The sequence below is a fragment of the Thiobacillus sp. 65-1402 genome (assembly GCF_001897685.1).
GTDB lineage: Bacteria > Pseudomonadota > Gammaproteobacteria > Burkholderiales > Thiobacillaceae > Thiobacillus.
In genome coordinates this window covers 1-11,764 of sequence record NZ_MKUG01000062.1, presented here as the reverse complement: position 1 = coordinate 11,764, position 11,764 = coordinate 1, and the positions used below count along the sequence as shown (strand labels likewise).

14 protein-coding genes and 1 pseudogene are annotated in these 11,764 nt (G+C 64.2%); 1 reads left to right on the top strand and 14 read right to left on the bottom strand.

Annotated elements, in window-relative coordinates:
• Positions 1-129 precede the first annotated feature (129 nt).
• The 13 genes from fliR to fliF form a co-directional block, all read right to left on the bottom strand.
• A complete protein-coding gene (fliR, locus tag BGO62_RS05010) occupies positions 130-918 on the bottom strand; it encodes a flagellar biosynthetic protein FliR (protein ID WP_296639886.1) in 789 nt (262 codons plus the stop codon).
• A gap of 179 nt (positions 919-1,097) precedes the next feature.
• Positions 1,098-1,367: a flagellar biosynthesis protein FliQ gene (gene fliQ, locus BGO62_RS05005; RefSeq protein ID WP_296639884.1), complete on the bottom strand. Its 270-nt coding sequence runs from the start codon at positions 1,365-1,367 to the stop codon at positions 1,098-1,100.
• Positions 1,368-1,451: 84 nt separating this feature from the next.
• Positions 1,452-2,213, bottom strand: coding sequence for a flagellar type III secretion system pore protein FliP (fliP, locus tag BGO62_RS05000; protein WP_296639882.1), 762 nt, complete (start codon positions 2,211-2,213; stop codon positions 1,452-1,454).
• Positions 2,203-2,634, bottom strand: coding sequence for a flagellar biosynthetic protein FliO (gene fliO / locus BGO62_RS04995; RefSeq protein WP_296639880.1), 432 nt, complete (start codon positions 2,632-2,634; stop codon positions 2,203-2,205). Before fliO ends, fliP begins: the two co-directional genes overlap by 11 nt.
• Positions 2,631-3,026: a flagellar motor switch protein FliN gene (gene fliN, locus BGO62_RS04990; protein ID WP_296639878.1), complete on the bottom strand. Its 396-nt coding sequence runs from the start codon at positions 3,024-3,026 to the stop codon at positions 2,631-2,633. The genes fliO and fliN overlap by 4 nt, the downstream gene beginning before the upstream one ends.
• Positions 3,019-4,023, bottom strand: a complete 1,005-nt coding sequence (gene fliM, locus BGO62_RS04985) for a flagellar motor switch protein FliM (protein ID WP_296639877.1) — start codon at positions 4,021-4,023, stop codon at positions 3,019-3,021. Before fliM ends, fliN begins: the two co-directional genes overlap by 8 nt.
• Before the next feature lie 7 nt (positions 4,024-4,030).
• Positions 4,031-4,519 (bottom strand): flagellar basal body-associated protein FliL, encoded by a 489-nt coding sequence (fliL, locus tag BGO62_RS04980; RefSeq protein ID WP_296639874.1) that lies wholly within the window; start codon positions 4,517-4,519, stop codon positions 4,031-4,033.
• 130 nt (positions 4,520-4,649) lie between these two features.
• The gene (locus BGO62_RS04975; RefSeq protein WP_296639873.1) at positions 4,650-5,747 is read right to left on the bottom strand and encodes a flagellar hook-length control protein FliK; all 1,098 of its coding nucleotides are present in this window, start codon (positions 5,745-5,747) and stop codon (positions 4,650-4,652) included.
• Positions 5,748-5,763: 16 nt separating this feature from the next.
• Positions 5,764-6,213, bottom strand: a complete 450-nt coding sequence (gene fliJ / locus BGO62_RS04970) for a flagellar export protein FliJ (protein ID WP_296639871.1) — start codon at positions 6,211-6,213, stop codon at positions 5,764-5,766.
• A gap of 27 nt (positions 6,214-6,240) precedes the next feature.
• The gene (gene fliI / locus BGO62_RS04965) at positions 6,241-7,641 is read right to left on the bottom strand and encodes a flagellar protein export ATPase FliI (RefSeq protein WP_296639870.1); all 1,401 of its coding nucleotides are present in this window, start codon (positions 7,639-7,641) and stop codon (positions 6,241-6,243) included.
• Positions 7,641-8,282: a flagellar assembly protein FliH gene (locus BGO62_RS04960; protein WP_296639868.1), complete on the bottom strand. Its 642-nt coding sequence runs from the start codon at positions 8,280-8,282 to the stop codon at positions 7,641-7,643. Before BGO62_RS04960 ends, fliI begins: the two co-directional genes overlap by 1 nt.
• Entirely contained in the window at positions 8,275-9,273 is a 999-nt protein-coding gene (gene fliG / locus BGO62_RS04955; RefSeq protein ID WP_296639867.1) for a flagellar motor switch protein FliG, read from the bottom strand. Before fliG ends, BGO62_RS04960 begins: the two co-directional genes overlap by 8 nt.
• Positions 9,266-10,915, bottom strand: coding sequence for a flagellar basal-body MS-ring/collar protein FliF (fliF, locus tag BGO62_RS04950; RefSeq protein WP_296639865.1), 1,650 nt, complete (start codon positions 10,913-10,915; stop codon positions 9,266-9,268). The genes fliG and fliF overlap by 8 nt, the downstream gene beginning before the upstream one ends.
• Before the next feature lie 243 nt (positions 10,916-11,158).
• On the opposite strand from fliF, the gene fliE reads away from it, so the two are divergent.
• Positions 11,159-11,503: a flagellar hook-basal body complex protein FliE gene (gene fliE, locus BGO62_RS04945; RefSeq protein ID WP_296639863.1), complete on the top strand. Its 345-nt coding sequence runs from the start codon at positions 11,159-11,161 to the stop codon at positions 11,501-11,503.
• A 117-nt stretch (positions 11,504-11,620) separates the two neighbouring features.
• Here fliE and BGO62_RS04940 read toward each other — a convergent pair.
• Positions 11,621-11,764 (bottom strand): annotated as a pseudogene (locus tag BGO62_RS04940) (chemotaxis protein CheV); the annotation flags it as partial.

The window sequence follows — 11,764 nt, the reverse complement described above, 5'->3', positions numbered from 1 at the left end:
GTTACAAGTTACAAGTTACAAGTTACAAGTTACAAGTTACAAGTTACAAGTTACAAGTTACAAGTTACAAGTTACAAGTTACAAGTTACAAGGTTTTCCTTGCAACTTGTAACTTGTAACTTGCATCTCTCATTGCGGTCGCAGCGTCTGGATCACCATGGAGCTTGCCTTGATCCCGTTCTGGATCAGCTGTTCGAACTGGGGCGCAAAGTAGGGCAGGGTGAGATCCAGCACGATCAGGCCGACGCCCAGGGTGATGGGGAAACCGATCGCGAAGATATTGAGCTGGGGCGCCGAGCGGGTGAGGATGCCGAGCGCCAGGTTGGTCATCAGCAGGATGGCGATCAGCGGCAGCGCCAGCTGCAGGCCGACGGCGAACACGGTGGAGCCGAACGCGGCGACGTTGTGGAAGCCCGCGGCCGCGAGCGGCTGCGGACTGACGGGCAGGCTCTGGAAGCTGTCGACCAGCACGCCGAGCAGCAGCAGGTGGGCGTTCACCGCCAGAAACACCAATACCGCCAGCATATTGAAAAACCGCGAGAGCACCAGCGTCTGACCAGCGCTTTGCGGGTCGAAAAAGGACGCGAATCCCAGACCCATCTGCAGGCCGACGATTTCGCCCGCGGCGTCGACCGCGGCAAACGCGATGCGAATGACGAAGCCGATCGCGAGACCGATGAGAAATTGCTGAACCAGGATGAACAGGCCATGCCATGAGCCCAGCCCCACATCGGGCATCGGCGGCAGGGTCGGGGAGACGATCAGCGTGATGAAGACGCCTAGTCCGATCTTGACGCGCGCAGGCACGGAGCGATGGCCGAACACCGGCGTCACCATGAGCAGGCCGAGGATGCGGGTGAGCGGCCAGATGAAGCCGATCAGCCAGGCATTGAGCTGGGCATCGGTGAAGCTGATCATGCAAGCTTGGCGGGCACTAGTGTCGTGACTCGGAAATATCGCAGCATGAAACGGCGTCTTTTTCCGCATGGCGGCGTTGCTCGTCGTCGCCATGGAGCCAGCTATGTCGCCTCCTCGCGCCTTGCCCTACGAAAAAATCCATCCGTTTCATTACGTTTCCCTATTTCCGGGTTACGACACTAGCCGATGATGCCGGGCAGGCCGGTCAGCACCCGCCGCATGTAGTCGGTCATCACGGTCAGCATCCACGGCCCGGCGATGGCGAAGGTGACGAGCACCGCGATGACCTTGGGAATGAAGGAGAGGCTGGCGTCGTTGATCTGGGTGGCCGCCTGGAACACGGCGATGAGCAGGCCGACCACCAGGGTGACCAGCAGCACGGGGGACGCCACCAGGATGGTCGTTTCCAGTGCGGTGCGGCCGATGGTCATTACGCTTTCGGGCGTCATGGCAGGTCTCCTAGGGCGTGTTGCGGTCGATTTCGCGGCAAGCCGCGGGGACGGGCCGATGCGGGCGTGAAATTAGCGTCGACACTAGTAAAAGCTTTGCGCCAGCGAACCCAGCAGCAGATTCCAGCCGTCGACCAGCACGAACAGGATGATCTTGAACGGCAGGGCGACAATGGCGGGCGACACCATCATCATGCCCATCGCCATCAGGATGCTGGCGACGACCATGTCGATGATGAGGAAAGGAATGAATACCGCAAAGCCGATCTGGAAGGCGGTCTTCAGCTCGCTGGTGATGTAGGCCGGTATCAGCACGCGCATCGGAATGTCGGCGGCGGTTTTCGGCGCCGCCGAGCCCGACATCTTCACGAACAGGGCGAGATCGGTTTCGCGCGTCTGCTTCAGCATGAAGGCGCGCAGCGGCACCGCGCCCTTGTCCATGGCCTCGCTCAGTTGGATACGGTTCTCGGCAAGCGGCTGGTAGGCCTCGACGTAGACCTTGTCCAGGGTCGGACCCATTACGAACAGCGTGAGGAACAGCGCGAGCCCGATCAGCACCTGGTTGGGCGGCGACGACTGGGTGCCGAGCGCGTGGCGCAGCAGCGACAGCACGATGATGATGCGGGTGAAGCTGGTCATCATCAGCAGCGCGGCCGGCAGGAACGACAGCGAGGTCAGCAGCAGCAGGGTTTGCAGGCTGAGGGTGTAGTTCTGGCCGCCGCCTGCTGCCGGAGTGCTGGTGAAGGCGGGCAGGCCCGCGCCCTGGGCCAGCGCGAGCGACGGCAGCAGCAGGGCGGCCAGCATGATGCCGGCATGCGCCAGGCGACGGAGCGGCTTATTTTTCACGGCGTCTATCCCCGAATGGGGGGTTTTCGAGCAGCTGTTGCAGACGCGCGGCAAACGGCGCGCCGGGAATGGAGGGGGACGGCGGCTGCAGCGTGCCTTTCGGCAGCGTCGTCAGGGCATTGACGCTGCCGGGGGCGACGCCCACCACCAGCCAGGATTCGCCCACCTCGACCACCACGACGCGCTCGCGTGCGCCGACCGAGGCGCTGCCGATTACCTGAAGCAGGCCGGACGAACCGCCGCGGGCGATGCCGAAGCGTTTGCCGACCCAGGCCGTGGCGGCGATCAGCAGCAGCACCGCCACCAGCCCGATGAATACCTGCAGCAGGCTGCCGGCGGCGGAGACGGCCGGGGCGTCGGCCGCCTGTGCCAGGGCCGGCAGTCCGGGCAGCAGGCAGGACGCGAGCGGGCGACGCATCATTTGTTGAGCTTCCGGATCCGCTCGGCGGGGGTGATGATGTCGGTCAGGCGCACGCCGAACTTGTCGTTCACCACCACCACTTCGCCTTGTGCGATCAGGCATCCGTTGACCAGCACGTCCATCGGCTCGCCCGCCAGGCCGTCGAGTTCGACCACCGATCCCTGCGCCAGCTGCAGCAGGTTCTTGATCGCGATCTTGGTGCGTCCCAGTTCTACCGTCAGCAGCACCGGAATATCGAGAATGAAATCGATATCCTTGGCCAGCCCGCCGGATGCGGCGGTTCCGGACAGCTCCGGGAAAATTTCCGGGCTCGGCGCCGCAGGCGTCGCCTGTTCGGCCATCGCGGCCGCCCAGTCGTTTTCGTCTATGGTTTGGGTGGTGTCTTCAGGCATGCTGATCTCCTGTTTGCGTATCGTTCTGGCTGTTCGACAAAAGCCTCTCGACGCGCAAGGTGTATTGGCCGTTGAATTTTCCGTATGCGCATTCCATCACCGGGACGCCGTCCACCTTGGCTTCGACGGTTTGCGGAATTTCAAGCGGAATGATGTCGCCCACTTTCATGTCGACGATGTCGCGCAGGCTGACCTGTGCCGTACCCAGGTCGGCGACGATCTCGACCTCCGCCAGCTGGATCTGTTGCCGCATCAGGCGCACCCAGCGCTTGTCCACTTCCAGATTTTCCGCCTGCAGGCTGCTGGTGAGCAGATCCTTGATCGGCTCGATCGTCGAATACGGAATGCAGAAGTGCATTTCGCCGCTGACCTGGCCAAGCTCGATGGCAAAGGTGATGGCCACCACCACTTCGTTGGGGGTGGCGATATTGGCGAACTGGGTGTTCATTTCCGAGCGGATGTACTCGAACTCGATCGGGTACACCGGCTCCCACGATTTCGAGTAGGCCTCGAAAACGATATTGAGGATGCGCTGGATGATGCGGTGTTCGGTCTGCGTGAAATCGCGGCCTTCGACGCGGGTGTGGAAGCGCCCGTCGCCGCCGAACAGGTTGTCGACCATGAGAAAGACCAGGTCGGGGTTGAAGATCATCAAGGCGGTGCCGCGCAGCGGTTTGAACTGCACCAGGTTGAGGTTGGTGGGAACCACCAGGTTGCGGATGAATTCGCTGTACTTCGAGACCCGGACCGGGCCGACCGAGACTTCCACCCCGCGCCGCAGAAAGTTGTAGAGGCCGATCCGCAACTGGCGCGCAAAACGCTCGTTGATGATTTCGAGCGTGGGCATGCGGCCGCGCACGATGCGTTCCTGCGTCGCCAGGTTGTAGGGACGCGCACCCGAATGATCCTCCGCTTCGGCCGGCGCATCGTCGGTTTCGCCGGTCACGCCTTTCAGCAGCGCGTCGACTTCATCCTGCGAAAGAAAATTGTCGGCCATGAGCGGTTTACTGGATCACGAATGAAGTGAACAGGACATCGTCTACTTGCTGGGGCTTGCCCTTCGGATCGAACGGCAGCTTCACCTGCGCCAGGATTTCCTGCGCAAGTTTTTTCTTGTCTTCCGTGCTGGCCAACTCCTCGGCCTGCTTGCTGGAGAGCAGCGACAGCAAGCGGCTGCGGACGCGCGGCATGTAGGATTTGATGGTGTCGATCTGGGCCTGGTCGGCGACCTGCAGCGTGATATCGATCTGCAGATAATGCCCATCGCCCTGCAGGTTGATGGTGAAGGTTTCGAGCGGCAGGAAAACCGGCGCCTTCGGCGCTGGGGCTTCCTTGGATGCGTCGTCCTGGCTGAGAAACCAGGCGCCCGCGCCGCCGCCGCCCAGCAGAACCACGACGAGGCCGAGGATGGCGAGCCGTTTTTTCCTGGGCTTCCTGACAGGAGCGGCTTCCGTCGTCTCGGCGGGTATGGCGGGTGCGGCAGGTACGGCCATCGATGCAATTCCTCTATAGGGGCAATGTCGTGCAGATGGGGCTCATTATCGAAAGAAAGCGCTGCCTTCGATGCCGGGAAAAGAGGGAGAAAAGGGACGCATATCGTGCAATGCCGGCGGATGGCCTGTGTCAGGCGAAGGTGTCGATCAGGCCGCGTCCGGATTGCGGGGGCGGCGGCTGGACGGCCTGCAGGCCGGCAGAGGCGGCCTCGTCCGGCACGGCAAAGCGGGAGGCGATGCGTTGTCCGGGCTGGTCGGAGGTGTCGTTCTGCTGTGGCGTGTCCGCGCTGACCGTCGCCTGCCCCAGCTGGATGCCGGCCTCGTCCATCATTTCCCGCAGCTTGGGCATGGCGGCTTCCAGCGCCTGGCGTACTTCGGGCTGCGCCGAGAAGAAGCTGGCCGTGGCCTGGTCGTTCGAGACGTTGAGGACAATCTGCAGCGGGCCCAGGTTGGGTGGGTTGAGGGTGAGCGAGGCGGTTTGCTGGGCGCCCGCCGTCATCCACACGAGTTTTTCGCCGAGGGCCTGGCCCCAGGCCGTGGTGCCTACCGTCGGGGCCAGTTTGGGGGACGCAGGATCGTTGAGCGCGGGCACGCTTTCAAGCGCTGCCTGCGGGGCGGGGCGCAGAGCCGGATGGCTCATGAGGTCGGACAGGAATTCGCCGGTCTTCATGGCGTCGGACTGCCGGGCGGCTGCCGGCTGGCCCGAAAAAGCGCTGGCTGCGGCAGCCGTCGCGGCAGCGGCGGCCTGAAAATCGGCTTTGCCGGACTGCGCGGGGTCGGTTTTGCGGGCGCCGCGCGCATCGTCGGCAAGCTGCCCGGACTGCGCTTTCGGCGGCGTCCGGCCTTTGCGGGCATCCAGGACGGGCGGTTCCGCGGCAACGCCTTCTGTTGCGGCCGCGGCCGGCTTCAGCAGATCCGGGTTGATCGCCAGTGCCAGCAAGGTTTCGGGCGCGACCGCGCTGTCCTCGGCCAGGGGCGCGCGCGCGGACTCCTCGCCCGGCGCCGCCTCCGCCGCGGAATCCGCGCCGGCTTCCGCCTGGCCGGGAGCCTCGGTCGCGGCGGCATCGGCGCCTTCCCCGGCGGCGTCGTTTTTCCGGTTCTGCGCCATTTCGCTCGACAGCACCTGGCTGAACGGCACCTCCGGGGCGGCGGAATCCTGGGGCTTGGCGGCGCCGGATTGCGCCTGGGCGGCATGGGCCGGATTGAGGTTCATGGGGGTCGCGTTCATAAGGGGCGGTCCTGTTTCAGGAAGGGTTGCTCTTGTGCAGCGCGCGCCGGGCGGCATGCTCGTCGTTCTGTTTCTGGTCGCGCCACAGCTCGCGGCGCAGGTCTTCCTTGCTTGCGCGGTCCGCCAGCGTGACGAAGGACATTTTCTTCTGCTCGCAGGACTGCCAGACGGCACGCGCCTGGGCAATCCGCTGCCTGGCTTCGTCGACGACCTTCTGCTGGCCGGTAATGGCGCGGTCGAGCTTCTGCATGAATACCTGGAAATTGTTGAAATGCGTCGTGCTGATTCCCGAACTCAGGTCGGACTGGCAGCGCGCGGCATAGTCGTCGCGGTATTGCATCAGCAGGTCGAGCTTCTGCTCCGCTTCTTCGCCGGCACGCAGCGCGGCGCCCAGCTGCTTGGCGGCCGCGTCGGTTTCCTTGTGGGCGAGATCGATCAGCGTATTGAGTGCGGAAGGGGTGGCCATTCGGTGTGCGCTATCGTCCGGTGAGGTTTATTGGAACAAGGCTTCGAGGCTGGCGAGGCTTTCCTCGACGCCCGAGCGCTCAAGCATGCCTTGCTGCAGAAAGGCTTCGATGCCGGTCTGCAATTTGATGGCTTCGTCCAGCAGCGGATCGGAACCGGCCGCATAGGCGCCGACGTTGATCAGGTCGCGGCTGCGTTCGTAGCGCGAATACAGTTTCTTCAGGCGGCGCGCCAGTTGCTGGTGTTCCGGCGTGGCGATGCTGTGCATGGCACGGCTGATCGACTGCTCGATGTTGATGGCAGGGTAGTGGCCGCTCTCGGCCAGCGAGCGGTCCAGCACGATGTGGCCGTCGAGGATGGCGCGCGCGGAATCGGCGATCGGGTCCTGCTGGTCGTCGCCTTCGGTCAGCACGGTGTAGAAGGCGGTGATGGAACCGCCGCCCGGCTTGCCGTTGCCGGCACGCTCGACCAGCGCCGGCAGCTTGGCGAATACCGACGGCGGATAGCCCTTGGTGGCGGGCGGCTCGCCGATCGCCAGCGCGATCTCGCGCTGCGCCATGGCGTAGCGGGTGAGCGAATCCATGATCAGCAGCACGTTCCTGCCCTGGTCGCGGAAATGCTCGGCGATCGAGGTGGCATACGCCGCGCCCTGCAGCCGCATCAGCGGCGGGGTGTCGGCGGGCGCGGCCACCACCGCGGCGCGCGCGAGGCCCTCCTCGCCGAGAATCTGCTCGATGAATTCCTTGACCTCGCGGCCGCGCTCGCCGATCAGGCCGACCACGATGACGTCTGCGCTGGTGTAGCGCGCCATCATGCCGAGCAGCACGCTCTTGCCGACGCCGGAGCCGGCGAACAGGCCCATGCGCTGGCCGCGTCCCACCGTCAGCATGCTGTTGATCGCGCGCACGCCGACGTCGAGGATGTCGGTGATCGGCGCGCGCCCCAGCGGGTTGGCGGCGCGATTGTTGAGCGGGGCGGTGGCGGAGGTGTGCAGCGGGCCGAGGCCGTCGAGCGGACGGCCGCCGCTGTCGAGCACCCGCCCGAGCAGGGCGTCGCCGACCGGCAGGTGGCGGGTGCGGTCGCTCGGGCGGCGACGCGGATGGTTCACCTGGCCCAGGCCTGGCAGGGTGGGGATGACCTCGACCGGAAACACGCGGGCGCCGGGCACGATGCCCTCGACGTCGCTTTGCGGCATCAGGAAAAGCCGGTTGCCGTCGAACCCCACCACCTCGGCTTCCAGGTGCGAACCGTTGGGCAGGGGGACGGTGCAGGCGCTGCCCACCGGCAGCTTCAGGCCGACCGCCTCCATCACCAGCCCGGCCACGCGCGTGATGCGGCCGGACACCTGCATCGGCTCGGCGATCGCCAGCAGTTCGCCGCAATCCTGCAGATAGGCTTTCCAGCGGCTGCTGTGGGGCTGCGCGTCCATCAGGGCGCCAGCCAATCCGATTGATTGCCCAGCGCGGCGGCGAGGCGTTGCCAACGGGTGGGCAAGGTGGCGTCGATCTGATTGCTGGCGGTTTCCACGCGGCAGCTGCCGCGTTCAAGCCCGGCATCGTCGGCCAGCTGCCAGCCGGTTTTCGCGAGTTCGTCGCCGATCCTGTCCTTGACCAGCTCCGCATCCGCCGGGTTCAGGAAGAGCAGGGCCGGCTGATGCAGCACCGGCAGATAGCGGACCGCTTCCTTGATGATCGGAATGACCCGTTCGGGCTGGACGGCCAGGGCGGTTTTCAGCATGGCGTGCGCAAGATCGACCGCCAGGTCGAGCACCTGGCGGGAGATCGTTTCGTCCGCCTTGGCGACCTCGGCGCTGAAGGCATCGGCCAGGCCGCGCAGCCTGGCCGCTTCGAGCGCGGCTTCGCGCTGGCCCTGGGCATAGCCTTCGGCCCGGCCGGCGGCATGGCCTTCCTGCCTTGCCTGTTCCTGGATTTCGGTGATCTGCTCGATCGTCGGCAGGGTGATGCCTGCGCAATCCGCATTTTTCACGGGATGCGGATCGGCGTCGAAGCTGGCCATCTCCCAAGGCTGGCAAGCCGGCTGATCGGCACGCGGAATGACGCAACTAGACATAGGTCTCTTCTCCCTTCGCGCCCAGCGAGAGCTGGCCTTCATCGGCCAGGCGACGGACGATCATCAGGATTTCCTTCTGCTGCGCCTCGACTTCGGACAGGCGCACCGGCCCTTTCGATTCCAGGTCTTCCCGCATCATTTCGGCGGCACGCTGCGACATGTTCTTGAAGATCTTCTCGCGCATGCCCTCCGACGCGCCCTTGAGCGCGATGATGAGCGAATCGGACTGGACTTCGCGCAGCAGCAGCTGGATGCCGCGATCCTCGATTTCCATGATGTTCTCGAACACGAACATTTCGTCCATGATCTTCTGCGCCATGTCGGGGTCGTAGCTTTTCAGGTATTCCATGGCGGAGGCCTCGTTTTCCCCGCTCATGAAGTTCAGGATATCGGCCGCCGCGCGGGTGCCTCCCATCGGCTGCTTCTTCAATATGTCGCTGCCGGACAGCAGCTTGGTCAGCACGTCGTTGAGTTCGCGCAGCGCCGTCGGCTGCACGCCGGAGAGCGTGGCGATGCGCAGCAATACGTCGTTGCGCAGGCGGTCCGTGAAGCAGGCCAGCACCTCGCAGGCCTGGTCGCGCTCCAGGTGCACCAGGATGGTCGCGATGGTCTGCGGATGCTCGTTGTGGATGAGGTCGGCCACCGATTCGGCGTCCATCCACTTCAGGCTTTCGATGCCGCTGGCATCGCCGCCGCCGCCGAGGATCCGGTTCAGCAGCGACGAGGCCTTGTCGTCGCCCAGCGCCCGTCTGAGAACGGTGCGGATATAGTCGTTCGAGTCCAGGCCCAGCGAGGAATTCTGGTCGGCCACGTTGTTGAAGTCGTCGAGCACGTTCTCCACCTCTTCCTGGGGGATGGATTTCATGGTGGTCATGGCTTCGCCGAGCTTCTGCACTTCGCGCGGGCCGAGATATTTCATCACTTCCGACGCGCCTTCCTCACCCAGCGCAAGCATCAGGATCGCCCCCTTGGTGATGCCGTTTTCACTCATGGCTGTCCACCCAGGTTTTCACGATGTTGGCGACCACGCGCGGGTCTTCGCTGGCCATTTTTTGCGCCCGCGACAGGTTTTCCTGATAGCTGCGCTGGCCGGGCGGGAGCGCCTTCAGCGTGCCGCCGGCCGCCTGCTGCAGCGCATCGTGGTCGGGCGCGGGCAGCGCGCGGAGTTCGGAAAGCTTTTTCAGCAAAGGCTTGGCCGCCTTCAGGTACAGAACGACCAGCGCTACCGCAATCAGCAGATACTTGCCCGCTATCTTGGCAATCTCGAGATATTCGACATATTCGGGCTTCTTCCAGAAGGGCAGCTCGGGAAGCGCTTCCTGTTCCGTGCTGGCGAAGGGGCTGTTCACCACGTTGAGGGTGTCGCCCCTTTCCTGGCTGTAGCCCATGGCCTCCTTGACCAAGCTGGTGATCTGGGTTGTCTCGGCCTCGCTCAACGGCTGCATGACGCTGTTGCCGGACTTGTCGACGGTCTTCCTGTAATTGACGACCACCGCGACCGACAGCCGCTTCAGGCCGCCGCCGCCCTGCTGGACGTACTGGATGGTCTTGTCGACTTCATAGTTGACGGTGGCATCCTTGCGCGTGTTGGCCGCCGGCGCGGCTGCGGCGGCCACGGCAGGCGCGGCAGGATTCTGCCCGGGCGCAACGATCGGTGCGGTAGCCGGCGCCGGCGGCTGGTTGCTGAGTGCGCCCGGTACGCCGGCAGGATTGGCCGTGCCGTTCAGCGATTCGCTGGTCTGCTGGCTGCGGATGGCCATGGCGTCGGGCGTCTGGTTCGGCTTGTAGGACTCCACGGCCTGCTCGCTGCGGGAGAAATCGACGTCGGCCGTCGCTTCGGCGCGCACATTGCCGGGGCCGACGATCGGGGTGATGATGGATTCGATCCGCTTGACGACGTTTTGCTGCAACTCCTGGACGTATTTGGTCTGGCTGGGATCCATGCCGTTGAGGCTGGCCGCCTTGCTGGTATCGGAGAGCAGGCTGCCGTTCTGGTCGACCACGGTCACGTTCTTGGTCGGCAGCCCGGGCACGCTGCTGGCGACCAGGTGGACGATGGCGCTGACCTGCTGCGGATCGAGCGCGCGGCCGGGATGCAGATTGAGCAGCACCGAAGCGGTGGGTTGTTTTTGCTCGGAAACGAAGATCGAGTCCTTGGGCATGGCCAGGTGTACGCGCGCTGCCTGCACCGCGGAGACGGATTCGATCGAGCGTGCCAGCTCGCCTTCCATGGCGCGCTGAAAATTGACCTGTTCGATAAACTGCGACGACCCGAGCCGCTGGTTTTCCATCAGCTCGAAGCCGACGTTGCCGCCCTTGGGCAGACCTTGCGAGGCCAGTTTCAGCCGCGCATCGTGCACCCGCTCGGCGGGCACCAGCACGGCGCCGCCGCCTTCGGCGTATTTGTAGGGGATATTCATTTTTTCGAGCTCGGCGACGATGGCGCCGCCGTCGCGGTCGCTGAAATTCGAGAACAGCACGCGATACTCGGGCTGCTGCCCCCACATCCAGACCGCGCCCATGACCGCAACGACCGCGGCCACGCCCAGCATCAGCATGATTTTCCGCCCGCCGGCGGTCCGGGTGAATTCCAGGACATTGGGCGGAACCGCGATTTCGCCTGCTACTGCCATATTGTTCTTGCCTCCGTCGTGCCGGCGTCATGGGCCGCCCGGTTTCCGATTGCCGTGTTCATTCGTATTGCCCCATGGGAGTGTCGCTATGTGATCGAATTATCGGCACTGCCGCTGGTTTCAATCGGGGGAATAGAAGCCGGTTTCAGGCGCTTATCGGGCTTATGGCTTGCCCCCGGCCTGATAAGGTGGGCACGTGAAAAACCGCCTGTGCAGGCGGCTGGATGAGCGGAGGAGGGCACGATGAGCGTAGGCATGATCGATACCGGCCGGATTGAAGCGATGGTGGCGCAGCTGAAGGCCGCGGCGGCGCGCGCAACGCCGGCGGGCGAAAGCCCGCTGCAAACCGACAAGACCGCGAATCAGGTCAATTTCCAGTCGGTCCTGAAATCATCGCTGGACCAGGTCAACACGGCCCAGCTGCAGTCGCAACAGCTGGCCGAACGATTCGCCATGGGCGACAGCAGCGTCAGTCTTTCCGACGCGATGATCTCCATGCAGAAATCCAGCATCGCCTTCCAGCAGACCGTGCAGGTGCGCAACAAGCTGGTGTCCGCCTATCAGGAAATCATGAACATGGGCGTTTAAGGAGAGCGCCCCCGCGATGCGGGGGCTTCAAGTTACAAGTTACAAGGTTCAAGCGAAGCGCGCGGCTTCTTGCATGGCCGCGAACAACTTGTAACTTGCAACTTGCAACTTGTAACTTCAATGCACTTTAGCCAGCGCGTGCCGCAGCGCGTCGGCCAGGTCTTCGGCGACGAACTTGGCCACGTAGGCGTCGGCGCCGACTTTCTTGACGTGCGCTTCGTTGGTCGAGCCGGTCAGCGAAGAGTGGATGACCACCGGGAT